General features: G+C 67.0%; 22 protein-coding genes. 17 read left to right on the forward strand and 5 right to left on the reverse strand.

All coding sequences use genetic code 11. The features are described 5' to 3' along the window. Nucleotides 1-5: 5 nt before the first annotated feature. The 6 genes from DB354_RS04610 (at nucleotide 6) to DB354_RS04635 (ending at nucleotide 5,418) form a co-directional block, all read left to right on the forward strand. Entirely contained in the window at nucleotides 6-590 is a 585-nt protein-coding gene (locus DB354_RS04610; protein ID WP_107834260.1) for a DUF4202 domain-containing protein, read from the forward strand. A gap of 194 nt (nucleotides 591-784) precedes the next feature. Further along, complete coding sequence (locus DB354_RS04615; protein WP_107834261.1) at nucleotides 785-1,441, forward strand: TRIC cation channel family protein; 657 nt, start codon at nucleotides 785-787, stop codon at nucleotides 1,439-1,441. A gap of 355 nt (nucleotides 1,442-1,796) precedes the next feature. Continuing rightward, on the forward strand, nucleotides 1,797-2,042 hold the full coding sequence (locus tag DB354_RS04620; RefSeq protein WP_146180109.1) for a hypothetical protein: 246 nt from the start codon (nucleotides 1,797-1,799) through the stop codon (nucleotides 2,040-2,042). Between the two features lie 47 nt (nucleotides 2,043-2,089). Next, nucleotides 2,090-3,454, forward strand: coding sequence for a sigma-54 dependent transcriptional regulator (locus DB354_RS04625; protein ID WP_107834263.1), 1,365 nt, complete (start codon nucleotides 2,090-2,092; stop codon nucleotides 3,452-3,454). 101 nt (nucleotides 3,455-3,555) lie between these two features. Beyond that, entirely contained in the window at nucleotides 3,556-3,909 is a 354-nt protein-coding gene (locus DB354_RS04630; RefSeq protein ID WP_107834264.1) for a four helix bundle protein, read from the forward strand. A gap of 159 nt (nucleotides 3,910-4,068) precedes the next feature. Continuing rightward, nucleotides 4,069-5,418, forward strand: a complete 1,350-nt coding sequence (locus tag DB354_RS04635; protein WP_107834265.1) for an ATP-binding protein — start codon at nucleotides 4,069-4,071, stop codon at nucleotides 5,416-5,418. Nucleotides 5,419-5,655: 237 nt separating this feature from the next. Here the strand turns inward: DB354_RS04635 and DB354_RS04640 are convergent, their stop codons facing one another. Together DB354_RS04640 and DB354_RS04645 are read right to left on the reverse strand one after the other, a co-directional pair. Continuing rightward, the gene (locus tag DB354_RS04640) at nucleotides 5,656-5,895 is read right to left on the reverse strand and encodes a hypothetical protein (protein ID WP_107834266.1); all 240 of its coding nucleotides are present in this window, start codon (nucleotides 5,893-5,895) and stop codon (nucleotides 5,656-5,658) included. A gap of 159 nt (nucleotides 5,896-6,054) precedes the next feature. After that, a complete protein-coding gene (locus DB354_RS04645) occupies nucleotides 6,055-7,344 on the reverse strand; it encodes a CinA family nicotinamide mononucleotide deamidase-related protein (protein WP_233256555.1) in 1,290 nt (429 codons plus the stop codon). 197 nt (nucleotides 7,345-7,541) lie between these two features. Between DB354_RS04645 and DB354_RS04650 the strand changes: the two genes are divergently transcribed. The 4 genes from DB354_RS04650 (at nucleotide 7,542) to DB354_RS04665 (ending at nucleotide 12,169) form a co-directional block, all read left to right on the forward strand. Further along, nucleotides 7,542-9,122 carry an excinuclease ABC subunit UvrC gene (locus tag DB354_RS04650; RefSeq protein ID WP_107834268.1) on the forward strand — a complete coding sequence of 527 codons (1,581 nt, stop codon included), beginning with the start codon at nucleotides 7,542-7,544 and terminating at the stop codon, nucleotides 9,120-9,122. 79 nt (nucleotides 9,123-9,201) lie between these two features. Continuing rightward, on the forward strand, nucleotides 9,202-9,882 hold the full coding sequence (locus DB354_RS04655; RefSeq protein WP_158277371.1) for a GNAT family N-acetyltransferase: 681 nt from the start codon (nucleotides 9,202-9,204) through the stop codon (nucleotides 9,880-9,882). 115 nt (nucleotides 9,883-9,997) lie between these two features. After that, entirely contained in the window at nucleotides 9,998-11,566 is a 1,569-nt protein-coding gene (locus DB354_RS04660; RefSeq protein WP_107834270.1) for a sialate O-acetylesterase, read from the forward strand. A gap of 147 nt (nucleotides 11,567-11,713) precedes the next feature. Beyond that, nucleotides 11,714-12,169, forward strand: coding sequence for a heme-binding domain-containing protein (locus DB354_RS04665; RefSeq protein ID WP_107834271.1), 456 nt, complete (start codon nucleotides 11,714-11,716; stop codon nucleotides 12,167-12,169). A 57-nt stretch (nucleotides 12,170-12,226) separates the two neighbouring features. Here the strand turns inward: DB354_RS04665 and ilvA are convergent, their stop codons facing one another. Continuing rightward, nucleotides 12,227-13,438: a threonine ammonia-lyase gene (gene ilvA / locus DB354_RS04670; protein WP_107834272.1), complete on the reverse strand. Its 1,212-nt coding sequence runs from the start codon at nucleotides 13,436-13,438 to the stop codon at nucleotides 12,227-12,229. 203 nt (nucleotides 13,439-13,641) lie between these two features. On the opposite strand from ilvA, the gene DB354_RS04675 reads away from it, so the two are divergent. The 4 genes from DB354_RS04675 to DB354_RS04690 all read left to right on the forward strand — a co-directional run bounded on the left by DB354_RS04675 (nucleotide 13,642) and on the right by DB354_RS04690 (nucleotide 17,372). Further along, a complete protein-coding gene (locus tag DB354_RS04675) occupies nucleotides 13,642-13,995 on the forward strand; it encodes a cytotoxic translational repressor of toxin-antitoxin stability system (protein WP_107834273.1) in 354 nt (117 codons plus the stop codon). After that, on the forward strand, nucleotides 13,992-14,930 hold the full coding sequence (gene pssA, locus DB354_RS04680) for a CDP-diacylglycerol--serine O-phosphatidyltransferase (protein ID WP_107834274.1): 939 nt from the start codon (nucleotides 13,992-13,994) through the stop codon (nucleotides 14,928-14,930). The genes DB354_RS04675 and pssA overlap by 4 nt, the downstream gene beginning before the upstream one ends. A 228-nt stretch (nucleotides 14,931-15,158) precedes the next feature. Then, nucleotides 15,159-16,283 carry a DNA polymerase III subunit beta gene (dnaN, locus tag DB354_RS04685; RefSeq protein ID WP_107834275.1) on the forward strand — a complete coding sequence of 375 codons (1,125 nt, stop codon included), beginning with the start codon at nucleotides 15,159-15,161 and terminating at the stop codon, nucleotides 16,281-16,283. Nucleotides 16,284-16,493: 210 nt separating this feature from the next. Beyond that, the gene (locus DB354_RS04690; RefSeq protein WP_107834276.1) at nucleotides 16,494-17,372 is read left to right on the forward strand and encodes a hypothetical protein; all 879 of its coding nucleotides are present in this window, start codon (nucleotides 16,494-16,496) and stop codon (nucleotides 17,370-17,372) included. Nucleotides 17,373-17,580: 208 nt separating this feature from the next. Here the strand turns inward: DB354_RS04690 and moaA are convergent, their stop codons facing one another. Continuing rightward, nucleotides 17,581-18,597, reverse strand: a complete 1,017-nt coding sequence (moaA, locus tag DB354_RS04695; RefSeq protein WP_107834277.1) for a GTP 3',8-cyclase MoaA — start codon at nucleotides 18,595-18,597, stop codon at nucleotides 17,581-17,583. Between the two features lie 160 nt (nucleotides 18,598-18,757). Here moaA and DB354_RS04700 point away from each other — a divergent pair, with 160 nt between their 5' ends. Beyond that, nucleotides 18,758-20,779 carry a tetratricopeptide repeat protein gene (locus DB354_RS04700; protein WP_158277372.1) on the forward strand — a complete coding sequence of 674 codons (2,022 nt, stop codon included), beginning with the start codon at nucleotides 18,758-18,760 and terminating at the stop codon, nucleotides 20,777-20,779. Between the two features lie 24 nt (nucleotides 20,780-20,803). Here the strand turns inward: DB354_RS04700 and DB354_RS04705 are convergent, their stop codons facing one another. Then, nucleotides 20,804-21,463 carry a response regulator transcription factor gene (locus DB354_RS04705; RefSeq protein WP_107834279.1) on the reverse strand — a complete coding sequence of 220 codons (660 nt, stop codon included), beginning with the start codon at nucleotides 21,461-21,463 and terminating at the stop codon, nucleotides 20,804-20,806. Between the two features lie 215 nt (nucleotides 21,464-21,678). Here DB354_RS04705 and DB354_RS04710 point away from each other — a divergent pair, with 215 nt between their 5' ends. Next, complete coding sequence (locus DB354_RS04710; RefSeq protein WP_107834280.1) at nucleotides 21,679-24,855, forward strand: TonB-dependent receptor; 3,177 nt, start codon at nucleotides 21,679-21,681, stop codon at nucleotides 24,853-24,855. A 69-nt stretch (nucleotides 24,856-24,924) separates the two neighbouring features. Continuing rightward, nucleotides 24,925-26,808: an alpha/beta fold hydrolase gene (locus tag DB354_RS04715; protein WP_107834281.1), complete on the forward strand. Its 1,884-nt coding sequence runs from the start codon at nucleotides 24,925-24,927 to the stop codon at nucleotides 26,806-26,808. The last annotated feature ends 91 nt before the right edge of the window (nucleotides 26,809-26,899 follow it).

A 26,899-nucleotide genomic window follows, 5' to 3' on the forward strand; every position in this document is an offset into this window, starting at 1 on the left:
GCGGGATGTCTCCTTACGTCCGTGCCCGCAGGCTCATCGACGAGGCGCATGCCGCCGACCCGAAACGGGCGGCGGATGGCCGCCCGGCGGAGCAGGTTTACGGGGAACGCATGGATGCTTGGGTCAGCCGGCTGGTGCCGGATGCCTCGGCGCTGCTGCGGCTGGCGGCACGGGCCCAGCATCTCGAACGCTGGCGGGTGCCGCGGGAAAGCTTCCCGATGGACAAGGCGGGCTACCACGCGTGGCGGAAGAGCCTGTACGCCAAACAGGCGGAGCGGGCACGGCAACTGTTGCTCCAGGCAGGCGTGCCCGAAGACCAGGCCGCGGAGGCGGCGACGTGGGTATCGAAGGCCGAGCTCGCAACCAATCCCGGCACACAGGCGCTCGAAGATGCGGCGTGCCTGGTGTTTCTGGAGAACGAGATCGGGGCGTTTGCGGCGCAGCACGCGGATTACCCGCGGGAGAAGTTCGTCGAGATCTTGCGGCGAACCTGGCGCAAGATGACGCCGCGGGCCCAGCAGTTCGCGCTGGGCATGGAATTGCCACCGGAGATCGCCGCGCTGGTGAAGGACGCGGTTGCGGCGAAGTAGACGGGGAGCACGGCGCGATGTGGGGGGGCACAGGGCGCCGTCTTCCTCTTTCTCTTTCTCTCAAACGCTGCGCATCGATCTATACACGAGACATTTAGAGAAAGAGAAAGAGGAAGAGTAAGAGAAAGACTGAATGACCCCGAACCCACTTTGGGAGTGGTCACCGGAGGCGGGGTGCGTTGTCCTTGGCGGCTATGCCTCACGGCACCTTTCTGCTTCCAGTGTGGTTCGACCTGGGCGCGACGTTCGCCTTCGGGCTGACAGGCGCCTTGGCGGCGATGAAGCGCGGCTACGACATTGTCGGCACCTTTTTTCTGGCGCTCGCGTGCGGGCTTGGCGGTGGCCTGATCCGTGATGGCGTGTTCCTGCCGCGGACGGGCCCGACGCCGCTGTTGACCGATCCGCGGTACATGGAGGCGATCGTGCTGGCGACGATCGCGGGGGCGTTCTTCGGCTCCCACGTGAAACGGTTTCGCCGGACGATCGCGTTCATCGATGCGCTCGGACTCGGCGCGTATGCCGCCTTCGGCACGCAGAAGGCGCTGCAGTCCGGACTGGCCGCACCGGCCGCGGTCTTCGTCGGGGTGATCAATGCGGCGGGCGGCGGCCTGCTCCGTGACATCATCACGCGGCTCGAGCCGCTGGTCTTCAAACCCGGCCAATTCTACGTGCTGACGGCGGTGGCGGGGGCGGTGACGTTCGTGTTTCTCACGGTGCAGATGCATTTCACGGCCACCCTGGCGGCGATCATCGCGACCGTGGTGACGGCGATCTTCCGGTTCCTGACGATCTTCTTCAACTGGCGGACGACCGCGATCTCCCGGCCCGAGGAGCAGGATCTCACGCCATAGCCGTAGCCGAATCGCGGACGACGTCCGCGATTCGGCTATCCAAAACGGCTACGCCGTTTTGGGGGGAAGGTGGTTATCGGACACGACCCGGCGAAGGTCGCTTGGCGTATCTGAAGAGTGAGGACAGTCGGGCGCCGGAGGGATGGCGAATGCGGTCGGAGCCGACACCAAACGCCGAAGCGTCCCATTCGTGGGAATCGTGTTTCCCGGGGGACGCACAGCTCGCGCCTGCGCACGCGGCCTAAAATGCGTCGGAATATTACATCTTACTTTATATTAGCGTTTTATGAACACACAAGAAGGTTGGCACGGGCACTGCAATACGGAGGGCATCAACCACAAAGCCACCCACACAATGAACACGATCCTCAAGACCCTTGCTCTCGTCCTCGCCGCCGCGGTTCCCGCCGCCTTCACCGCCGAAACGAACGGCCTCAACCTCCCCGCGGCGCTCGCCACCGGCAATCTTCTCCTCGCCTTCGGCGCGGTGCTCACGGTGCTGACGATGGTCACCGACTATCGGGTCGCGAAGCCACTGGCGACCCACGCCGCGGCCTCCGCGCCGGTCGGCCCGCGGTCGCCTTACCAGCTCGCAGCCTGAGTCGGCCCGCTTGACACCTTCCGCCTCTCTCCCGTCATTCCCCCTCCATGTCCGACGCTGCCCCACGCATCCTCGTCGCCGATGATCAGCCTGATGTGCTCGAAGCTCTCCGGCTCCTGTTGAAAGCGGAGGGCTACGCCACGGAGGTCGTGAAATCCCCGGCGGCAGTGATCAAGGCGGTCGAGGCGCGCGACTACGCGATGGTCCTTATGGACCTGAACTATGCGCGTGACACCACGAGCGGGCAGGAAGGACTCGAGTTGCTGCAGAAGCTGCAGGCCATCGATGCCGCATTGCCGGTCGTCGTGATGACGGCCTGGGCGACGGTCGACGTGGCGGTCGAGGCGATGCGCCGCGGCGCCCGCGATTTCATCACCAAGCCCTGGGACAACCCCCGGCTGCTGGCGATTGTCCGCAACCAGATCGAACTCGGCAGCGCAGTGCGGGCCTACCGCCGGCTCGAGCAGGAGAACCAGTTGTTGCGCGGCACCGGCAAGTCCGGCCCGACGCTGATCGCACAGTCCGCCGCGATGCGGCCGGTGCTCGACGTGATCGCGCGCGTGGGCCCGTCGGATGCGAACGTGCTGATCACCGGTGAAAACGGCACCGGCAAGGGACTCGTGGCGCAGGCGCTGCACGCCGTATCCGCGCGAGCCGGCAAACCTTTCATCTCGGTCAACATGGGCGGCCTGCCCGAAGGTGTGTTCGAGAGCGAACTCTTCGGCCACGTGCGGGGCGCGTTCACCGATGCCAAGGCGGATCGCGCCGGCCGCTTCGAGCTGGCGGATGGCGGCACGCTGTTTCTCGACGAGATCGGCAACATTCCGCTGAGCCAGCAGGCGAAGATCCTGCGCACGATCGAGACGGGAGAGTTCGAGCGCGTCGGCTCGTCGCGCACTTACCGCGCCAATGTCCGGCTCGTCTCGGCGACGAACGCCGACCTGCAGGCCGAAGTCGCGGCCGGGAAGTTCCGCCAGGACCTCCTTTTCCGGCTCAACACGATCCAGCTCCACCTGCCGCCGCTGCGGGAGCGCCGCGAGGACATCGAGCTGCTCGCGCAGCATTTCCTGAAGGCGCACGTGGAGCGTTATCGGAAGCCGATCACCGGCTTCGACGAATCGGCGCTCGACGCGCTGCGCTCGTACAGCTGGCCGGGCAACGTTCGCGAACTCGACCACGCGGTCGAGCGCGGCGTGCTGATGGCGTCCGGCAAGGTGGTCCGAGGGCCGGACCTGGGCCTGACGGCGGGCCAGGCGACGCCGCGGATCGAGGAGATGAGCATCGAGGAAGTGGAAGCGTTCCTGATCAAGAAGACGCTCGCCCGCTGCGACGGCAACGCCCGCAAAGCCGCCGAAGAACTGGGCCTCAGCCGCAGCGCGTTCTACCGCCGGTTGGAGAAGTACGGATTGTGACTATTATAGCCGCAAAGAGGCGCAGACCCCAATGGCGGTAAGCTCTAGGCGATAGGCTTTAGGCTTCTGTAGCCGATACCTACTCGGCAACGTTGGTCGCCATGAAAGATTATCGTAAGCTAACTATTTGGAAACTGAGCCATACTTTGGCGCTGAACGTCTATTCCGCCACAAAGTCCTTTCCCAAGGACGAGTTGTTCGGACTAACCAGCCAGCTGCGACGAGCTGCGATGTCGATTCCAGCCAATTTAGCCGAAGGGTGTGGGCGCAACGGCGACGCTGAGTTGCGGCGTTTCGCATTTATCGCATTGGGCTCTGCTTCGGAACTGGACTACGAGATTCTCCTCGCGACCGACTTGGGCTACCTAGCGAAAGAAACCGGAGCACGCTTAGCTGAGGACACCTTGCAGCTCCGCCGAATGATGGGTGCGTTCGTTTCGAAGTTGAGCCCCTGACCACGTCCCCATGCCCAGTCGAAGTCCCCAAGGCAGGCGACCCATCGCCTGCAACTAGCCTAGGTTCGGCTCAGCCCCCGAGCCGGCCGCGCTCACTCGCGTCTGGTCTTCTGAAGCCTAACGCTTACCGCTTACCGCCTAGAGCTTCTTCTTCCCCCCATGCCGCCGCCGAAGAGACGACTTTCCCATGACCAGCAGGTGCTGGTGGACACGTTGCTGGGCGGACTGCCGGCGGTGCTCGTGGCGATGTGGTTCGTGTGGTTCGACCAGCACGCGCCGGATGCGAAGCACCAGTGGACGCTCACGCTCCTGGTCGTCGGCTGCTGGCTGGGGTTTGCAGTCGCGGTACGGATGCGGGTGGTGCGCCCGCTGCAGACGATGGCGAACCTCCTCTCGGCGCTGCGCGAGGGCGACTTTGCCGTCCGCGCGCGCGGCGCCAATCGGGACGAGCCGCTGGGCGACGTCATGACCGAGATCAACACGCTGAGCCGCACGTTGCAGGAGCAGCGGCTGAGCGCGCTCGAGGCGACCGCCTTGCTGCGCACGGTCATGGAGGAGATCGCGATCGCGGTGTTCGCGTTCGACGCCGAGGGCAAGCTCCGGCTGGCCAACCACGCCGCGCAACTTCTGGTGAACAAGCCGGCGGAACGGATCCTTGGCCGCGACGCCGCCGAACTCGGGCTCGCCGAATGCCTGACGGGCGAGCCGAACCGCGTGCTCACGCTCACCTTTCCAGGCGCAAGTGGCCGCTGGGGCATGCGCCGCAGCCAGTTTCGCGAAGGCGGTCGCCCGCACGAGCTGGTGGTCATCGCCGACCTAAGCCGGACGCTGCGCGAAGAGGAATTGCAGGCTTGGCAACGCATCGTGCGCGTGCTCGGCCACGAGCTGAACAACTCACTCGCGCCGATCAAGTCGCTCGCCGGCAGCCTCAGCACGCTGCTGAAGTCCCCCAAGCGCGCGCCGGACTGGGAGGACGACATGCGCAGCGGCCTCGACATCATCGCCAGTCGCGCGGAGATGCTCGCGCGCTTCATGCAGGCCTACTCGCGTTTTGCCCGCCTGCCGAAGCCGACGCTGGCGCCGACGCCACTCGCGCCGCTGGTGCGCCGGGTGGTGGCGCTCGAGTCCCGGCTGCCCGTGGAGCTGCAGCCCGGCCCGGATATCACCCTCCCCTGCGATGCCGCGCAGATCGAACAACTCGTGATCAACCTGGTGAAAAATGCCGTCGAGGCGGCGCTCGAGCAGCGCGGCAATGGCCGGCCCGAGGCCAAGGTCTGCGTCACCTGGGAGGCGTCCGGCCCGGCGGTCGAACTGCTGGTCAAGGACGAGGGCCCCGGCATCGAGCAGGCGACGAATCTGTTCGTGCCCTTCTTCACCACGAAGCCCGAAGGCAGCGGCATCGGTCTGGTGCTGTGTCGTCAGATCGCCGAAAACCACGGCGGCACGCTTACGCTGGCCAACCGCATTGATGCCCCCGGCTGCGTGGCCACTCTCCGGTTGCCAGCGTGATCGAGCGCGGCGCGGCGCGCTGCGCTCGAAGTGAAAGTGAGGGTGAGAGTGCAAGGGCACCGATCAGGCGTAGGGGCCGGTGGTGAACCGACCTGCAACCTGCGACATTTCCACCTGCAACTTTTCGGCCGGTCGCAGACCGGCGGAAAGACCCTCGGGCTGCCGGCCATGCACGGCAAGGGGTAGGAGTCACCGTGCGGTGACCGGCAGCCGGAGGGAAAAGCCGCAAGGCCCGCGTCAAGCAGGCTGCACGCGAATCGACATGAAGCCGGAAGACGAGCTGGCGCCGACGAGGCCGGCGCGCGGCGGCGTGATATCGCGACAGGGTGCGCTCGCCGCCAGCTTGACCATCTTGATCGTGGCGAAGCAGGTGTCCCGGTCGGACGTCGGCACACCCTTGGCCACGATGTCTCCCAGGGAAGATTTCAGATGCCAGGTCCAGGTGCCGTCGTCCGCTTGCCAATACTCAAAGCGCATGGGTGGGTGTGGGAGTTTCCTAGGCGGAGAGCATGGACCGCGCCCGGACGGCCCGGCAAGGCGCCGCCCGGCCGATGACACCCGATTCTCGCATCGGAAAACTTCCGGGGCTGCGGGGCGGCCTTCCGGGGCCGCAGCCCCTCAGGAGGCGACGCTTCACTAGCGCGCGCGGAGCGGCAGGGGCGGAATGATGGCGCCACGCTGGGCGCGCAGCAGCTCGCGGCGGAGCCAGTCGAGGGCGGCGTTGACGACGCGCGCCTTCATCGTGGGGCGGGGTCCGGGGTAGTTGAGTTTCTTGGACCAGACACCGGACGGGGAGAACAGGGCGAGGTACACGGTGCCGAGCGTGCCGCCCTCCTCGCCGGTGGTCGCGCTGGCGAACCCGGTGATGGCGAGCGCGTAGTCGGCACCAAGTGTTTCCGCCGCTCCCGTGGCCATGGCCACGGCGGCCTCGTCGCTCACCGCGCCATGCTGGAACAGGAGGCATTCCGGCACGTCGAGGAGCTGCATCTTGGCGTCGTTGGAGCAGCAGATGACGCCGGCGGCGAAAAACTTGCAGGCGCCGCAGGTCTCAGAAAACGCGTTGGCCAGGAGCCCGCCCGTGGCGGTTTCAACCACCGCGACCTTCTTCTCCTGCTGTCGCAGGAGCTCGGCGCACACCCGCGCCAGGGAATCGTGGCCGAAGCAGACGAAGTCGTCGCCCAGCAGCGTGGCGCACTCGCCGGCGATGGCCTCGAGTTCGGCGCGGGACAGCTCGCCATTGGCGGCACTCACCCGGCAATCGACGGCGCCGAGATGGGCGCAGTACGCGATGCTCAGGCGTGAACCGTAGCGGTCGAAGATCGGTTGGAGCTTGGTCTCCAGCGCGGACTCGCCGACGCCGGCCGTGCGCAACTGCACGAAAGCCTCGCTCTCCAGCAAACGGCCACGCGCGGCGAGCCGCGGGACCACCTGCTCCAGGAACATCGGGTGAAGCTCGTTCGGCGGGCCGGGCAGCATGACCAGGATCCGGCCGTCTTGCTCGACCCAGAGCCCCGGCGCGGTGCCGTTGGGGTTGGGCAGGACCTCGCCCCGCTCAAACACGTAAGCCTGCTTCAGGTTGTTGGGCGTCATCTTCCGCCCGAGCCGGGCGAAGCGCGCCTCGATTTCCTTTTCGACGGCGGGATCAAAAACGAGCTTCTGGCCCAGGACCTCCGCGATCGCGTCGCGCGTGCGGTCGTCGCAGGTCGGCCCCAGCCCGCCGGTCGTGATCACAACGTCGGCGCGGGCCCAACTGGCTCGAAACTCGGCGGCGATCGCGTCGGCCTCGTCCGTCACGGTGACGTTGCGGCGCAGCAGGGCGCCGCGGCGCCCGAGTTGCAGACCGATGAAGGTGAGATGCGTGTTGGGGGTCAGTCCGAGCAGCAGCTCGTCGCCCAGCGTCAGGAGTTCGTAGCGGACGTCGTGCACGGAATGAAGCGGAGCGGACCCACCCGCGTTGTTGGCTGAAACCATACTTGCGAGGCCGGAAATTAGGCGGATTCTCCCAAAATGCCAGCGACGAACCGAAGCCTGCGGGAGGGTCCCGCCAGCCAATGCATTCCGCCGACCACGGCGGAGCGGGCGGGCCTGGACGCGGGGGTCGGGCGGGCGCGGCGCTTCCGGCGATGAACGAGTCGGCGCCGATCACCCTGAAAGAGAAGGTCCGGCAGTTGCCGGACAAACCCGGGGTGTACCTGATGAAGGACCGGCTCGGGCGGATCATCTACGTGGGCAAGGCGCGCAGCCTGAAGAAGCGGGTTTCCTCGTACTTCCAGCGCGGGCGGGCGGCGACCGTGGCGCAGCCAAAGATCCGCGCGCTGATCGACCTGATCGCGGACGTGGAGACGATCGAGGTGAAGTCTGAGCCGGAGGCGCTGCTGTTGGAGGGCAAGCTGATCAAGCAGTGGCGGCCGCGGTACAACACCGACTTCGTGGACGACAAGCGCTTCCTCCTGGTGCGCGTCGACCTCGGGGAGGAGTTGCCGCGGTTCCGGTTGACGCGCCTGAAGAAGGAGGATCGCTCGCGGTATTTCGGGCCGTTCGCGCACAGCGGGCTGCTCCGGAAGACGCTCGCCCAGATGCGGCGGCAGTTCGGCATCCTGCTCGGCGACAGCACCCCGCAACAGCTCCCCGACGGCACCTGGCGGCTGTACGACGACGTGCGCGAGGAGCTCTACGGCACCGAGAACATCGTCACCGCGGACGCGTATCGGCGCCGGGTGGACGACGCGTGCGCGTTCCTCGAGGGCAAGTCGCGCGAGTGGCTGGAGACGCTGCGGCAGGAGATGACCGAGGCGGCGCTGCGCCACGAATTCGAGAAGGCGGCGGAACTGCGCGACGTGGTGTTCGCGCTGGAGGAGACCTTGCGGAAGACCCGGCGTTTCGAGCGGATCGATCCGACGCGGCCCGAGGGAGACGAGGAGGCGCTGGAGATGCTCCGCGCGGCGCTGCAGCTGCCGGGGCCGCCGCGCACGATGGAGTGCTTCGACATCTCGCACATCTCGGGCACGTTTGTGGTGGCCTCGATGGTGCACTTCGCGAACGGGCGGCCGGACAAGAACAACTACCGGCGTTTCCAGATCAAGAGCTTCATCGGCAACGACGACTTTCGGGCGATGGAAGAGGTGGTCGGCCGCCGCTACCGCCGCCTGCGCGACGAGCACCGTCCCCTCCCCGACCTGATCGTGATCGACGGCGGGCGCGGGCAGATCAGCGCGGCGCTGAAGGCGTTTTACGCGCTGGATCTCACGCCGCCGGCGCTCATCGGCCTGGCGAAGCAGCACGAGACGATCATTTTTCCCGACGAACGGTCGCCACTGAATCTGCCGCTCAGTCATCCCGGCCTGAATCTCCTGCAACGGCTGCGCGACGAGGCCCACCGCTTTGCCAACACGTACAACGCGAACCTCCGCTCGCGGAAGATCCGCGAGAGCGTGCTCGAGGACATGGAGGGCCTTGGGGCGAAACGCCGGGCCGCGGTCTTGGAACACTTCGGCAGCATCGACCGGTTGCGCACGGCGTCGGTGGACGAGATTGCGGAAGTCGAAGGATTTGGCCGCGTGTTGGCGGGAGAGCTCTACGCGTTTCTGCATCCGCCGGTGGGATTGCCGCCGGCCGATCCGGCGGACCCGGGCGCTGCGGACAAGCGCGAGACTGAGGCCGAGCCCGAGGGCGTGGACGAGGACTCGCCCGCATCGGGCGGCTGAGGCCGCGGCGGAGACGTACGAAACGCGTCGCGGGGTTGACGCTGCGCAAAGGTTTTTGCGCAATCGCGCCATGCACGAAATGCCCAGGCCCGAGACGGGAGGGACCGGCAAATTCACGGTGAGGCCGTTCGAGATGCGAGACCTCGACCCCGTGGCCGACCTGCTCGTGGAGGTCTTCTGGGACAACCCGGTGTACCGCCAGATTTTCGGCCCGAAGGACACGATGCGCGGACTGCGGTGGGTTTTCCGGCGAGAGGTGCTGCTGAACCTGCGCTACGGCGAGGTGAAGGTGATCTGCCTGCCGGGAGAGACCGGCCAGGTGATCGGAACGTTCAGCCTGACGCCACCGGACGCGGCCGCGCCGTCGGTCTTCGACTACGTCCGGCTGGGGATACTCGGCATGCCCTTCCGCTTTGGGCCGGCGGCGCTGGTCCGGATGCTGTCGTTGATGAAGCAGAACGAGCGGACAATCGCGACGGCGATGCAAGGCGTCCGCTGCTGGTACCTCGGCTTGGTGGCGGTGTCGCCGCGGCACCGGAACCAGAGAATTGCGTCCGGATCGCTGGCCCAGGCGTTTGCGGCGCTGGGTCCTTCAAGCGAGGTGGTGCTTTCGACGCAGTTGGAGTCGAACGTGAGGCTCTACACCCGGCTGGGCTTCCAGGTCGTAGCGGAGCCCCCGTTGGGCTGGAGGCACGACAAGGTCCGGAACTGGGTGATGTACCGGAACGCCACGTCAGCCCCAGGCGTGGCGCCTGCCTGAGTCCAGACCGCGCGGAGACCATCGCGGACCGGTGTCCCGGCAGCAGGCTCCGGAGCCGGCACGATGCCGCCACAAACCGGTTGCCGCCGAAAAGGCCGGTCCCAGAGTCCGCGGCATGGGTCTGCAATTGCTGCGGTTGAAGGCGGTCAGGCTGGGCCAGGCGCTCGCGTGGGCGGCGCTGGCGGGCCTCGGCGCGGTCGCATTGCGGGCGGAGATCACGCTGGCGCCCCTGTTCGCCGACGGCGCGGTGCTGCAATGCGACAAGCCGGTGGCGGTGTGGGGCACGGCGGAGGCCGGAGAGAAGCTGGCCATCAGTTTCGCCGGGCAGAGCGGCTCGACGAAGGCGGATGCGGACGGACGCTGGGTGATCCTGCTCGAGCCGATGCCGGTGCGGACGATCGGGGCCGACCTGACGGTGGCGGGCAAGAAGGACACGGTGGTGATCCACGACGTGGTGGTCGGCGAGGTGTGGCTGTGCTCAGGGCAGTCGAACATGGAATTCACGGTGCGCCAGGCGTTGAACGCCGAGCGCGAGATCGCGGCGGCGCAGTATCCGCTGCTGCGGCACATCCGGATCGTGCCGCAGACCTCGGCCACGCCGGAAACGAAGGTCACGACCTCGGGCTGGAAAGCGGCTCTGCCCGCGCACGTCGGCGACTTCACGGCGGTGGGCTATTTCTTCGCGCGGGACATCCACCTGCGGCTGGGGGTGCCGGTCGGGCTGGTGCACAGCTCCTGGGGCGGCACCCCGATCGAGGCGTGGATGAGCCCGATGGCATTGGCGGACCCGGCATTTGGCGCCGTGCAGACCCGATGGGCCGAAGCCACGGCGAAGCAGCCGGGAGCCCAGGCGGAGTATGAGGCGAAGCTGGCCAGCTGGACGGCGGCCGAAGCGGCGGCGAAGGCCCAGGGTGAGAAGACATTCGCGGCCTGGCGGCAGAAGAATCCGAAGCCGTATCGGCCGCGTGGATTCGCCGGCGATCCCTGGGCGCCCGCGGGGCTGTTCAACGGCATGATTCATCCGCTGCTGCCGTACGGCATGCGCGGCGTGCTCTGGTACCAAGGCGAGAGCAACGCGGACCACGCGGGCGAGTACGACAAGCTCTTTGCCGCGATGATCACCACCTGGCGCGCGCATTTTGGACAAGGCGACCTGCCCTTCTATTGGGTGAACCTGGCGGCGTGGCGGGCGAACGATCCAACGGACATGAGCTGGGCCTGGCTGCGCGAGGCGCAGACGAAGACCCTCGTGTTGCCGAACACCGGGCAGGCGCTGGCGATCGACCTCGGCGATCCCGTGGACATTCATCCGCGCAACAAACAGGAAGTCGGCCGACGGCTGGCGCTGCTCGCGAAACACCGCGTGTACGAGCTGACCGCCGACGACACCGGCCCGACCTTCGAAAGCGCCACGCGCGAAGGAGCGACACTGCGCGTGCGTTTCACCGACGTGAGCGGCGGGTTGATTTCGCACGACAAGCCGCCGCAGGCGCTGGAGATCGCAGGCGCAGACCGCGTGTTCAAGCCGGCGGCGGGCCGGATCGACCGCGACACGCTCGTGGTGTCGTCGGCCGAGGTGAAGGAGCCGGTCGCGGTGCGCTACGCGTGGCGGAATTGTCCCGACGCCAATCTTTTCAGCGGCACCGGGCTGCCGGTGGTGCCCTTCCGCAGCGACAACTGGTGACGGCGCGGCGGGGCCGCGCCGTCAGTGAGAGTGAGGGTGAGGGTGAAAGTGAGCACGGAATGGGAGAGAGGCTGCCGTTCGTGAGTACACATGGCGCCGCGTCGTCGGGGTGGCAAACGGCGGAAGTTGGGCTAGCATCTGCGGATCATGCTGAAGCGGATCCTGCTCGCGGTCGCGATTGTCTTGCTGGTGCTGCAGGTGTTTCGGCCGGCGAAAAACCAGTCAGGCGACGCGCCGGGGGCGGATGATTTCATCGTGCGGTTCAAGCCGCCGGCGGAGGTTGCGGCGGTGCTGCGCGCGGCGTGCTACGACTGCCATTCGGATGCCACGCGCTACCCCTGGTACGCGCAGGTGCAGCCCGTGGCGTGGTGGCTTGCCGACCACATCAGCGAAGGCAAGGAGGAGCTGAACCTGTCGCGGTTCGGCGCGCACGATCGGGCGACGCAACTCAAGCTGCTCGATCGCATGAGCCAGGAGATCTTCGACCGCGAAATGCCGCTGCGCTCGTACACGTGGATGCATCGCGACGCGCGCCTCACCGAAGCGCAGGTCCGCGCGGTGACGGAGTGGATCGACTCGCTGCACGACCGGCTCGCGGAATAGCCGCGGGCCGGCGAACGCGGGCGAAAGCACGTCCGGGGGGGCGAGGGCGGCGTTGGCCTACCGCTCGACGGTCAGCTTGAAGCTCTTTCGCAGCGCGCGGTGGAGGGCCTTGATGTGACCGCGGTCGCGGGTCTCGACGGTGCAGAGCACGTTGACGGCGCTGACGTCGGCGCCGCTGAAGGCGCGGTCGTGGGCGATGTCCTTGATGCTGGCGCCGCAGGAGGCGATCACGCGGCTCAGTTCGGCGAGCCCGCCGGGCCGGTCGCTGATGCGCGCGGTGAAACGCGTGAGGCGGCCATCGTGGACGAGGCCCTTCTCGATGACGCGACTGAGAATAGAGGGATCGATGTTGCCGCCGCCGACGACCAGGGCGACGCGCTTGCCGGCGAGCTGGGGCAGCTTGCCGGCCATCATGGCGGCGAGCGGCGCGGCGCCGGCGCCCTCGACCACGGTCTTCTCGAGCTCGAGCATCCGCAGGATCGCGAGGGCGATCCAGTCCTCGCTTACGCTCACGACCTCATCGACGCGATCCCGGGCGAGGGCAAAGGCGTTGGTGCCCACGGTCAGCGTGGCGAGGCCGTCGGCGAGCGTGGCATGGCGGGCGGTGACGACGGGTTTCCCGGCGCGGAGCGCGGCGCTGAGGTTGGCGGTGTGGGTGCTTTCGACGCCAATGAGTCGGATGCGCGGCTGGAGCGATTTCACGGCGACGCTGATGCCGGCGATGAGGCCGCCGCCGCCAACCGGACAGAGGATCGCGTCGAGATTGGGCACCTGTTTGAGGAGCTCGAGCCCGATGGTGCCCTGACCGGCAATGATGGCAGGGTCGTCGAAGCCGTGGACGTACTGGAGGCGTTCGGCGGCCGCGAGCGCGTTGGCCTGCGCGCGGGCCTCGGTGAAATCGCGGCCGTGGACGATGACGCGCGCGCCGAGCCGCTGGCAGGTGGTGATCTTGATGAGCGGCGCGTAGTCGGGCATGACGACGACGACCGGCACGCCGAGGAGTTTTCCATGGTAGGCGAGGCCGAGCGCATGATTGCCGGCACTGGCGGCGATGACGCCGCGGCGCTTCTGCTCCGCGGGCAACTGCAGCAGGGCGTTGCGAGCACCGCGCTCCTTGAAGGAGCCGGTGCGCTGGAAGTTATCCAACTTGCAGAAGACTTGCGCGCCGGTGATTTCCGACAGCGGGATTGACTCCGCGCAGGGGGTCAGGGTGACGCCGCCAGCGATACGACGTTGCGCGGCACGAACATCCGGGAGAGTGACGGGCATGCCGCAGCGTGGCGCGACCGCGCGTTGACGCGAATGGAAAAACTCTCCGCGCAAGGCGCTGGCGGCGAATAGCGTTGCGGGTGAGTCGGTGCCGGATACACCGGGGGCGCTCATGGAACCGGCGAACGACAGTGGTTCACGCAGGTCCGGTGCAGCCATGAGCGGTCGAACGTAAACGTCTCTTTCGCATCCGTTCCTCTTACATGTATCAGGTCACTTTCTCCGAACAGGCCATGGGCGAGCTCAACCGCCTGGACAAATTGGCACAGCTCGACGTGGTCGATCCCATCAGCAGCCTCAAGCCGGCTGATCTGGCGCATCCGCGCGAGCCGCTCGGCTCGTTCCGGCGCGGCACGATGCAGTACTTCCGGCTGCGGAGCGGCGACTTTCGGTTCTACTTTCAGCTCCAAGGCGACACGCTGCACGTTCACTACATTCTGCACAAAAACTCCCTCGAGGACTTCCTGCTGCGCAACAAGCTGCCCGTCTCCGAGCAGCAGCTCATCGAGCAGGATTCCAAGTTTTGGAAGTACCTCGAAAGCCTGACGAAAAAATGAACTTCCGCCGCCCTCACGATCCCGCGGCAGCGTCGAAACGCGACGAATTGGCCGCCCGCGAAGACCCGTACAACGTGATGCAGGCCAGCCGCATTTATTTCCTGCCGAACCTGATGACGGCCGGAAACCTCTTTTGCGGCTTCATGGCCATCGTGAGCTGCATCCAGGCCCGTCTCGCCGAAACCGCGCTCAATTTCGAATACCGCGGCCACAGCAACGCCGAACACTATCGCACCGCGGTGTGGCTGATCTTCGGCGCCGCCGCGTTTGACGCGCTCGACGGCCGGCTCGCCCGCATGGGCGGGCGGGAATCGCTGTTTGGAGCGGAGTTCGACTCGCTGGCGGACGTCGTGTCCTTCGGATTGGCACCGGCGTTCCTGATGTTCTACCTGATCCTTTCGCCGACGCAGGGACAGCCGCTCTTCCGCGACATCGGCTGGTTTATCGGGTTTGTCTATCTGCTGTGCGCGGCGATGCGGCTGGCGCGGTTCAACGTGATCACCAATCCGTTGCTCCGCCCCGGCAAGAAGGACTCCAACAAGGACTTCGTCGGGCTGCCGGTGCCGGCGGCCGCGGCGACGGTGGCGTCGCTCGTGCTCCTGCTCCTCGATCTCGCGCAGAAGGATCGCTCGCTGCAGAGCTGGGCCTACGCCCTGCCCTTCCTGATGTTGCTGGTGGCGGTGCTGATGGTGAGCACGGTGCGGTATCCAAGCGGCAAGAACGTCGATCTGCAGACGCGCACCCGGCCGCAGACCTTCATCATCATGTTGGTGGTGCTCGGGCTGCTGGTTCTTTTCAAGGAAGTGGCGGTATTCGCAGCCTGTCTGGGCTACATCTTCTTCGGCCTGATCCGGCATGTGCGGCGCAGTCGGGTGGCGGCAACGCCTACCAGCCCGGCGAACCCCGGTTCCGACACCCCGTCGAAAACCATGTGAAGAACCTGCGCATGGCTTCTCGGCAATTAGGAGGCGGGGAATAACCGCCCCTTTTCGCGACGCGTTATCGGACGTTTTTCACCGCTTCGCACCGGACGTTTTCCGAGGAGAAATCCCAAGTTGCTGCAGTTGTTCGCAGCCCATAAGAATACTGCTGTAATTCTCTATTGAACCCCTCTTCTTTTAGCCTTTGTTAAGTTCCTCAAAGAACCCAGCGCGCAGCCCCGCATGAAATTCAAAATCAACCGCGATCATTTTGCGAACGGCCTTGCCCAAGTGCTGAACGTGGTCGGCTCCAAAGCCACAATGCCGATCCTGAGCAACGTGCTGATCGAAGCGGAGAAGGACCAGATTTCGCTCACCACCACCAACCTCGACCTCGGGATCCGTTGCCGGATCAAGGCGGAGGTGAAGGAAACGGGCTCGGTGACGCTTCCCGTGAAGCGCCTGGCCGGCATCGTACGCGAGCTGCCCAATGTCGACGTCGGCTTCGACGCGGCGCCCAATCACCAGGTGAAGCTCGCCTCGGGTGGTTCGACGTTCCGCATCATGGGCATCGGCAAGGAAGAGTTTCCGGCGCTGCCCGAATTCGGGGAGGAAAAGGCTTACGCGCTCGAGCAGCAGGAGCTGTCGATGATGCTGAAGAGCGTCTCGTACGCCCAGTCGACCGACGAGACCCGCTACATCCTCAACGGCGTCTATTTCAATTTCCGCGACGACAAGCTTTCGCTTGTGGCCACTGACGGCCGTCGTCTCGCCCTCATTTCCAAGGAGATGGAAGTTCCGGCCGCGAGCGCGGGCGCCATCATTCTGCCGGCCAAGACTGTCGGCGAACTCACGCGGCTCCTCGAGCGCGGCGAGAAGGTGAAGATCAACTTTAGTGAGCGTCGCGCCGCCTTCCAGATCGCGACCGACAAGGACACCAGCGGCCTGATCGACAACATCTACCTGTACTCGAAGGTCGTTGAGGGTAACTATCCTAATTACCAACAGGTTATTCCGAAAGAGACGCATCAGCGCATCAAACTGGAGCGCGAGCTGTTCCAGCAGTGCGTGCACCGCGCCGCCCTCGTCTGCTCCGAGAAGGCGAATTCGGTTAAGATCAAGCTGACCAGCAACTTGCTCGAAATCACGGCCTCCAGTCCCGATTTCGGCGAAGCGCATGAGTCGATGGCGATCAGCTACAGTGGACCCGATCTCCAAGTTGCTTTCAATCCGGCATTTCTGATGGATCCGCTCAAGGCACTGGCGAAGGACGAGGTGTTCTTCGAGGTGAAGGACGAGGTGAGCCCCGGCGTGTTCAAGACGCTGGAGAACTTCGTCTGCGTGATCATGCCGGTGCGGTTGAGCTGACCTGGCGCGCCAACGCGCCGCTGCTTGATCACGCCTGTTCTGCACTCCCCTCGCCTGAGGGTTTGCTGGTTTGTCGCCCGCCGGAGTCACGTCGAGGCGACGCGTCGATCCCGGGCGGTCGCCGAGAATTTTGCGGGGCGCGGCAGTGGTTTGCGCAACAATGTGATAAACTTCCGGCGTCCGTCTTCAGCCGTTCACCCCCTGGCCTGAATGCAGCCGACGTACCTGATTCTCGTCGCGATCCTGTTTTCGCTGGTGCTGATGCAGATCAACCAGCGCATGGCGTCGCCCGTGCTCGCGATCGTCGACCGGTGGCTGCGATGGTTCGTCTTCGCATTCGGCGCGGCGCAGCTTTGTCGGGACTTCGAACTGGTTGACCGGCCCTTCTGGGTGCTGGCGGTCATCTTCTTCATTCTCTGGTTCCTCGGCGAAACGCTCTACAACTGGCTGGCCATCTCGGCGCTGAGCGTGAGCCCGCTGCCGCTGTTTCCCCGCTACGTGGTGAACAGCAGCGGCGAGGAATGGCCCGTCCAGCCGCGACTGCTCAAGATCCGCGACTGGCTGCGGGCGCACGGCTTCAAGCAGGCGCAGGCGCTCAAGGCGGAGATCGGCGGTGGCATCTACCTGCGGGTTTCGATTTACCAGAACGCGGACGCGACCGTGCGGGTGCAGGTGACCTTCATCCCCCAGACCAGCGGGGCGATTTCGGTGTGCTACGCGATCTCGTCGGTGACCATCGATGGCTCCCGGTACCTGACTGACAACCTCTACATCCCGTTTGCCGGGTTCTATCCGGAGAATTGGTTCGTGGAGCGGGCCCCGTGGCGGCGTTCACTGGCGGGGCTCATTGCCCGGCACCGGGCGCGCATGAAGGCTGAGGGCGCGGAGCCCGTTCCCTTCATCAACGATCCCGTCGTCGAGCTGAACGACGCGCAGTACGAACTCGACCGGCTCAACACCGAGCTGGGCTTCCTGCACCCGCAGGCGCAGCGCGAGGACTTTGGCAAGATCACCCACGAAGGTCGGTACCGCGTCTGGAAGGAGATCTGGACGCTCAACTACCTCGGCCGCTCGGCGCGGTATCAGTAGCTCGGCGCGGCGGGGCGCGCCGAAGTGAAAGTGAGAGTGAAAGTGGCCGGAACGAGGAGATGTGAGGGAGCAGCAGCGCCGGGGATGATCGTGGCGAGCGGGGCCGCGTGCTGGACCGGCTAGTAGCGCATTCGATGCATCGTTTCCTTCTCTCTCCGTCCCACTCTCACTTTCACCCTCACTCCGGCGCGGCGCCCCGCTGCGCTGGTCATCCACCGATGTAGCTCATCTCGATCTTGGCGCGGGAGGCGCCGGCGGCGAGGAGCTCGGCGCGTTCGTCACTGTAGCGGTCGAGCCGGCCCTGCCAGATCCGTTGGAGAAAGGCTTCCAGCGCCGCACCGGCGACGCCCGCCCGCACCGCGCCGAGCACGTCCCAACCAAGGGAGGCAAACAGGCAGGTGAAAAGCTGGCCGTCGGCGGAGAGCCGGGCGCGGTGGCAGTCGCGACAGAAAGGTTCGGTGACCGATCCGATCAGCCCGATCTCGCCCCCGCCGTCGCGGTACCGATAGCGCGTGGCCACTTCGCCGCGGTACGCCGGGCCGATGGGCTCGAGCGGCCACTGCGCCCCAATCCGGGCGATGAGTTCGCGCGCGGGAACCACCCGTTCCTGCGTCCAGTGATTCGTATTCCCGACGTCCATGAACTCGATGAACCGCAGCGGGTGACCGTGTTCACGGAAGTACGCGCAAAGGTCGAGCAGGCCGGCGTCGTTTACGCCGCGCTGGACGACGCAGTTGATCTTCACGCGCAGGCCGAGTGCCGCGGCGGCGTCGATGCCGCGGAGAACGCGGCCGACTTTGAACCCGAGTCCGTTCATGCGACCGGCGATGGCATCGTCGATTGCGTCGACGGACACGTTGAGCCGGTCGAGGCCGGCGGCGCGGAGGGCGGGAGCAAGTTTTTCGAGGAGCCAGCCGTTAGTGGTGACGGCGACGTCGGCGATGCGGAGGTCCTGCTTGAGGATCCGGATGAGCTCGGGCAGGTCGGGCCGGAGGAGCGGTTCGCCGCCGGTGAGGCGGACCTTCTCGACGCCGAGGCTGCGGAACGCCGCAACGATCGTGGCGAACTCGCCGGCCTTCATGAGTTGCGGCTCGTGGAGGAAGGGGTGGCCGGGCCCGAAGACATCGGCCGGCATGCAGTAGGGACAGCGAAAGTTGCAGCGGTCGGTGACGGACACGCGCAGGTCGCGCAAGGGGCGGTTGAACTGGTCGGTGGGTTGTCCCATGCGTGGCCGTCGGCGGGAGAAGTCCGCCACTCTGCGCGGGCCGCCGACTCGTGCAAGCACCCCCCCACGTTTGGCGTCCGCCCGGCGCGAGGGTGATTGGGGTAAAAATACGCCATTGCGCCTCCTTGCAGGGCCGGCCGCGCCCGGGTTCAACTGCGGCATGCCCCGCCTGCCCTGGTTGCTCTTCTGTGTGGCGGTGCCGTGTCCCGCGGTCGGAGCCGCTGAGTTGCCGGCGAAGGCTCCGGCTGCGGCGGTGACGACGACGGAGTCCTTGGGCCTGTCCACAGCGGAGGCGGTCGAGCACGAAAATGAGGTCGAGCCGCCCAGCGGAGATGAGGTGTACGCAGCGGCGCAGCAGGCGCTTGCGCAGGCGAAAGGCGCGCGGGAGCGCCTCCGCGCGCTGCATACGGTGGCAAACCTGCAGCGCCGCCGCGGCGATTTCGCGGAAGGTCTCAGCTCAGCGCAGGAGGGTCTCGCGGAGGCGCGCCGCCTGGGCAACCTGCGGCTCGAGGTCGACTTCCTCTACCTGGTTGGCCGGATGCACTGGAACCTGTCGGATTTTCCACGGGCGCTGCAGAGCCATCTCGAGGAGCTGCGCAAAGCCGAGGAACTCGGCGACCTCGCCCGGCTGGCGCGCACCCACGCCGGCCTCGGGCTCACGTATCACCGGTTTGGGCGCAGCGACGACGCGCGGCACCATTTCGAACTCGGGCTGCAACTGGCAGAGAAAGCGGGCGACGATCGGGTGCGTTCCAGCATCCTCTTCAGTCTGGGCAACTACTACCTCGGCGAGGCCAACCTCTCCCAGGCCGTCAATTTGCACGAGCAGGCGCTGGCGCTGCGCCGGAGCCACGGCAACCGCCGTGCAATCGCGGCATCGCTCACGAGCCTTGGCACGATTGCCGAGGAACAGGGCCTGTTGGAACGGGCACGGGAGTATTTCGCGCAGGCGCTGGAGAACTTCGAGGCGCTGAACTACCGGCGCTACATCGCCAACACGCAACGGCGCATGGCCGAGGTGTTGCGCAAGCTGGGCCGGACCGACGAAGGACTGCGGCACCTGCGCGCAGCGCTCGAGGTGGCGGCGACGCTGAACAGCGCCGAGGTGTCGGCGGATCTTTACCGCGAGGCGGCGCTCACCCACGAGGCCCGGGGTGAGTTCGCGCTCGCGCTTGGGTTTGAGCGGCGGCTGGCCGAAGCGCGCGAGCAGATGCGCAACGAGCTCGACCGCCGCACGGTGGCCGAGCTGCACGCCCGTTACCGGGCGGAGCAGCGTGAACTCGAGATCACGCTCCTGAAGCGGGACCAGGAGCTGCAGCAGGCCGAGCTCCGGCGCCGCCGTTTCCAGAATGTCGCGCTCGGCCTCGGCCTCATTGGCGGCGTGAGCCTGCTCGGCGCGGTGGTTTTCGTCCAGCTGCAGCGACTGCGGGCGGAGCGCCGCCTTCGCGCCGCCCACGAACACGCGCGCGCCCAGGCGGAATCGGCGGACCGCCTGAAGACGCGGCTGCTGCAGATGGCGGCGCACGACCTGAAGGTGCCGCTCACTGCGCTGCACGCGGCGGCCGCGCACATCGGCGATGCCCCCGGCGCGGACGCCGAGGTGCGCCAGCTCGCGGCGGGCATCCAATCGGACACTGCCCGCATGCGCGGGCTGGTGCGCGATTTCCTCGACGCGGCGGCGCAGGAGGAGGGCAACCTGCAGCTCCACGTGGCGGAACTCGACCTGCCTGCGCTCGTGCGGAGTGCGGTCGAGCGGCTGCGCCCGGTGGCGGCTGAGAAACGGCAGCAACTGCATTGTCCACCTGCGTCGGCGCTGCCCCTCGTGAGAGCCGACGCGGACCGGTTGCACCAGGTCTTCGACAACCTCATCGGGAACGCCCTGAAGTTCACGCCCATCGACGGCGAGATCTTCATCACCTTCGGCGTGGCCGGCGCCTGGGCGTTTGCCGAGGTGCGGGACACCGGGCCGGGGTTCGGCCCGGAGGACTTCGCACGGATCTTTTCCCCAGGTGAGCCGCTCGCCACGAAACCAACCGGCGAGGAAGACTCTACGGGCATGGGCCTGTTTATCGCCCGCGAGCTGCTCACGCTGCAGGGCGGGCGCCTGGAAGTGCAGTCGAAGCTCGGCGAGGGCGCGGTGTTCCGCGTGCTCCTACCGACGGTACCCGGCGGCCAGGCCTGAAACGGAGCGAGGGCGGGCGACGACTTACCCGAGCCCGTTGCGCAGGCACCATCGCACCAGCGTGGGCACGTCATGCAATCCGAGCTTGGTCATGATCCGGCCGCGGTACTTTTCCACGGTGCGGGTGCTGAGACCGAGGGTATCGGCCACCTGCTTCGAGAGGAGGCCGCGGGCCACGAGACGCACGACGTCACGCTCCCGCTCGGTCAACGCGTCCGACCCCAGGCGCGGCAGCGCGGGCTCGCCGGCGAGCGACGGAACCGGCGGCGGCACGGTCGCGGAAAAGAACAGGCCGCCGTCGAGCACGCATTGCACGGCGCGTTCGATCTGCTCGAGCGGCGAGTTCTTGTCCACGAACCCCGCGACGCCGAGCGCCAGCAGCTCGGCGGGAAGTCCGGCCTCCGGGAAGGCGGTGAGAATCACCACGTGCGTGCGCAGCCCCTGGCACCGGAGCTGGCGCACGATGTCGCGGCCGTCCGAGTTTCCCAGATACAGGTCCGCGATCAGCAGGTCGGGCGGCTGGGCCAGGCATGCGGCCAGCGCTGGACCGCCCGCGGCAAAGTCCGCGACTTCGGCGGCCGGATACAGCTCGCGGAGCTTCTCCTTCACCAACGCGCGGAACGTCGCCGTGTCGTCCACGAGGACGATGCGCGAGATGCGGGGCGTAACGACATTGGCGAGCATGGGCAAAACGGGGCCGAAGCGACGTCGGCATTGAGCACGCCCGCCGCGGAGGTGTCACGCCGCGGCTGTGGGAGTAGAACTACACCCGGGCGTGAACGCGGGCGGCGGACCCGGCGCGGGCGGGCGGGCGCCTTCAATAGTGTAGATCTACGCCATCCGGCTCGCTTGCTGGGGGATCGGGGTGAACCGAAGACTCGTTGCGAACCCCGCCGCTGATGAATCATCCCCTGTCCCTGCTCTCGCGTCTTGCTTTCGGAGCCGCCCTGACCGCCTCCGCCGCTGCGCTCGTCGCGCAATCCGCGCCTCCGCTGCCCTCGGGTCGCGAGGAGGAGGTCGTGAGGCTGGATGCGTTCACTGTCACGGGCTCCAACGTCCGGCGCGTTGAAAGCGAAAAGGCGCTGCCGGTGACGGTGATGCGGTCCGAGGACATGGAGCTGCGCGACGCCTCGCAGCCGGCCGACCTGCTGGCCGCGCTGCCGCAGGTGACCGGGTTGCCCGGCAATGAAGCGGCGACGTTCGGTGCCACGGCGCGCGGCGACAACGCCAACATCTCGCTGCGCGGGCTGCCCTCCAGCAACACGCTCGTCCTGCTCGACGGGCGCCGGCTGGTGCCTCACCCGATCAGCCAGACGGAGGCCGGGGTGCCCACGCTGTCGACGAACGTGAACCAGCTGCCGAATCGCGGCGTGGAGCGGGTCGAGGTGTTGCGTGACGGCGCGTCGTCCATCTACGGCACCGACGCGGTCACCGGCGTGGTCAACTACATCACCCGACGCGACTACGTGGGCACCGAGCTCGTGACCCGCTACGGCCAGACTGAGATCGGCGACGGGCGCGAGTGGCGCGGCACGCTCACGCACGGCCGGGCGTTCGCCAGCGGCAAGGGGCACGTGCAGGTGGTGCTCGATGTCTATGACCGCCAGGCGATCTTCGCGCGCGACCGCGACTTCATGGCGGAGGCCGACATGAGCAGCCGCGCCCCGGCGCCGTGGAACGTATCCACCGAGACAACCTTCAACGCGCGCTCCGCCTCGAGCGCGTACGGCTTCTTCCAGACGGGCAGCGTGGCGGCCGACGGTACCTTTACCGGCAAGCGGCCCAGCGGGGTCTCGAGCACGCTGACCAGCAGCTCCGGCAACTTTTACCTGGTACCGACCACGACTGGCGTCGGTTTCCAGACCTCGTCCCCCAGCCGCACCGGGATCACGAGCACGTACTACTGGAACAACAACACGTACCGGGTGCTGCAGCCGCGGACGACCCGCTACAACGGCTTCGTGAACGCCACCTACGACCTCACGCCGCAGGTGACGCTCTTCGCCGATCTCAACGCGTACCACGCGCGCTCCGTCACCTACCGCGAGCCGGACGCGCTGTCCTCGTCCAGTGACGGCACCTTCGTGGTGCCCGCGACCAATCCCTGGAACCCGTTTGGCACCCGGTACTGGCACGTGACGGGCGCGCCGAATGCCGACGGGACGGCGCGGCTGACGGGCACGCCAAGCGCGGTGCTGATTCGCAACAAGCGGTTCACCGACCTCGACGACCGCATCGCCACGGTGACGAACGACGCGTTCCGCGGCGTCTTCGGCGCGCGGGGCCGGCTCCTCGACACCTGGACCTGGGAAACGGCGGCGCTGCACTCGATCGGGCGCACGCGGGACGATGAGGCGGGCGCCACGCGGAAGAGCCTCCTGCAGGCGGCGCTGAACCAGACGGACCCGACGCTGGCGTTCAATCCGTTCGGCCGGACGTTCGCGGTGCAGGGCGGTACGATCGCGGTCACAGGAGACTACGCCAACCCCGAGAGCGTGCAGCAGACCTTTCGCTCGGCGTTCGTGCGCGAGGGCGAAACCGGGCTCAGCAGCCTCGATGTCCGCGCCTCGGGCGAGGCCCTGCGGCTGTGGGGCGGCAACGCCCTCGGCATGGCGTTCGGCGCCGAGTACCGGTACGAACGCTACAGCGATTACCGCCCGCCCTATGCCGGGTTGAACCCGGCGGACTCGGGCCTCGATCCAACGGACAACGACTTCCTGAGCTTCTCGGCCAACGCCAACACGGACGGCAAGCGGCACGTGGCCGCGGTTTACGTCGAGACGGTGGTGCCGGTGGTGGGCCGCGACTTCCGCCTGCCGCTGGTCGAGGCGCTCGAGTTCAGCGTGTCGGCGCGCCACGAGCGGTACACGGATTTTGGCTCGACCACGAAACCCAAGCTGGGGGTGACGTGGCGGCCGCACCGCCGGCTGCTGGTGCGGGCGTCGTACAACGAGGGCTTTCACGCGCCGAACCTGGCCCAGCTCTTCACCGGCACGTTGAACCGCATCGCGGTGAGCACGACCGACACCTATCGCAGCGCGGTGACCGGTCTCACGACCGATGGCGCATCAAACCGGCGCACGGTCGCGTCGGGCAATCGCGAGCTCCAGCCGGAGGAATCGATCGGCAAGTCCGTCGGCGTGGTGTGGGAGGTGCCCCGGGTGAAGGGCCTGTCCCTTGGCGCCGACTATTGGGAGATCCGGCAGACCGATGTGATCGCCTCCTCGGGCACGGCGGCGGAGAACATCAGCGCGGACAGCGTGTCGCTGCGAGCGGCGACTGCCGCCGCGCTCGCCCAAGGCGCGGGCATCGGATCCATCGACCTCGGCTCGGGGTCGGCCGCCTATCTCGGCGACGCTTCGGTGGTGCGACTCGCGGTGACCGACGCGGACCGCGCGGCGTTTGCCGCCTACAACGCCACGCGATCGCCGGGGAACCAGCGCGCGGCGGTCGGGGCCATCGACTACGTCCGGATCACCTATTTCAACCGGGCGCAGCAGTTCGTGAACGGCTTTGATGTTGATGCGACCTACCGGCTCGGGCGCACGCCGCTGGGCAGCTTCACCCTGGCGACGACGTGGACGTTCCTGAACGATTTTCACGCTTACAACGCGGCCGGCGCGGCCCGCACGGAGCTGCGGGAGACGAACAACTCGGCAGTCGGCGGCGCCTCGCCCAAGTGGCGCGGCACGGCCGCGCTCTCCTGGAAGCGCGGCGCCTGGGGTGCCGGCGTCTCGGCATACTATATCGGCCACTATATCGACAGCGGGGCGGACACGACGGCCGCGACGTACGAGGCGCTCGGGCGTCCCTCGTACATCGTGCCGTTCCTGACGAACGGCGTGACCGAATACCGCTACCAGGTGGACGACTCGATCAGCACGAACGCGTTCGTGACCTACCGGATCACGGCGCGGCAGGCGTGGCTGCGCGACACGACGGTGCGTGTGGGCGTGATCAACGCGTTCAACGCCATCCCGCCGCTTTCAAGCGACTCCCGGGGCTACGACCCGGCGTTGTACAACCAACTGGCGCGGGGCCGCACCTGGTCGGTCCAGCTCACCCGAAAATTCTAGTTTTCCCGGCGGGGGCGGCCGCTCGCCCCGCCCTTTCCTGTCGCCCTCACGCGCCAAACCTCGCTCCGCATGCCTGCTGCCGAAGCCGCCTCCGCGTCTCCCCTTCCGCCCTCGCGCCCCGCCGATCAGCGCCGGCGCACGCGCCGGCAGCTTGCCACCTGCCTCGCCCTGATCGTGGGGTGCGCCTGGCTGGCCTCCTGGATCCAGAGCGATGGCGGACGCGTGCAGGTGATGGATCTCAAGTTGCCGACGCAGAACGGGCAATGGGTGAAGGCGGACCTGTTTCGCCCGCGGAGCGCGACCAAGGAGAACCCGGCGCCCGCGGTGATCGTGGTGCCGGGCTTCCAGCGCTCGAAGGAGGCGTTGTCGAATATCTCGATCGAGCTGGCCCGGCGCGGCGTGGTGGTGATCGCGATCGACCCGTACGCCCAGGGCGGCTCCAGTGCGTCGCGCAGCCCGCGCTCGGCCACCACGGAGGGCTACGGGCTGTATGCGGTCGTCGATTACGTGGCGGACACCAACAACCTGAACTACGTCGACAAGCAGCGCGTGGCCGCGACAGGCCACTCCGCGGGTGGCAACGCCGCCATCCTCGCCGCGAGCTACTTTGGGCGGTTGGCGGAGCAGACCGGCCGGCCGAGCAAGCTGCACGCGGTGTATGTTTCGGGTTATCTGCTCTCGTTCACCGACGGAGTCCTAAGTCGCGTGCGCTCCAACGTCGGTGCGAGCTATGCGCGATATGACGAAGGTGCCTACCGCAACGCGCGCAAGGATGCGGATCTCTGGCAGGCGCCCGAGGCGCTGCGGCTGATCAACGGCGCTTCGGAACTGACGGGCCGGCCGGTGACGGAAGTGGAGCTTGGCCGGTATTACGGCGACGCGGCCCGGCGGGGGCTGCGCGTGCTGCACAACGAGCCCCTGATTCATCCGCTGCAACCGTACAGCATCGCCGCCACGGCCAACCAGCTCGCGTATTTCGAGCGGGTGCTCGATCTGCGCAGCGGCCGTGATCCGCATGACCAGGTCTGGTACTGGAAGGAACTGCTCACGTTCGTGTGCCTGATCGCGGCGTTCGTGGCGCTCGTGCCGGGCGGGCAGTGGCTGCTGGACGAGATCCCGTATTTTGGGCGGTTGGTGCAACCGGCGCCCGCGCCCGGCGAGGCCCGGCGGCACGGGGCGCGGTTCTGGGTGCTGCTGATCGTGGGCGCGGCGATCGCCTGCGGTTCCTACATTCCACTCACGGAGCTGTCGCAGCGGCTGTTCGTCGAGGCGTCGGGACGGGAGCAGACCTGGTTCTTCCCGCAGCGCATGAACAACGGCGTGATGCTGTGGGCGCTGCTGAACGGCCTCGTCGGGTTCGCGCTGTACCGCCTCGGCCGCGGGAGGCGGGGCGCGGCGCCGGATCCGATGCGACCGGCATTTGGGATGGGGTGGCGGACGCTCGGCCGGACGACGCTGCTTGGGGCCACGCTCTTCGCCGGCACCTTCCTGCTGCTGTTCCTCGTCTATTACCTCTTCCACGTTGACTACCGCTTCCTGTTTCTCGGGGCGCGGACCTTTGATCCGCCGGTGCTGGGGCTGCTCCTCATGTACGCGCCGGCGTTCTTCCCGTTTTTCCTGGCGAACTCGGTGCGGGTGAACGGGGCGATCTGCGGGCCGGGCGTGCCGGAATGGCGCGGCATGCTGGTTGGCGGCGTGGCGAACTCGCTCGGCCTGATTCTCATCGTGGTGGTGCAGTACCTCACCTTCGCGATCACCGGAACCGTCTACTGGACCGACGGCTGGCTCTACATCAACCTGCTGTTCGGCGTGGTGCCGATGATGTTCATCCTGCCGTACTTCAACCGGTATTTCTACCGGATGACGGGCGGAATCTACCTCGGTCCCCTGGTCACCTGCCCGGTGTTCATCATGATCCTGGTCTCGAACACCGTGTGCTACCTGCCCTTTTAGAGCGCGGTTGAAACTCGGGGCGGGTTCGCGCATGTAGGGCGGACCCTGGAGCCGGACGTCGCGTTGCGAGACGCCCGTGATCTGCGCCGGG

Origin of the sequence: Opitutus sp. ER46 (assembly GCF_003054705.1) — a bacterium.
In the GTDB taxonomy this organism is placed as follows: Bacteria; Verrucomicrobiota; Verrucomicrobiia; order Opitutales; family Opitutaceae; genus ER46.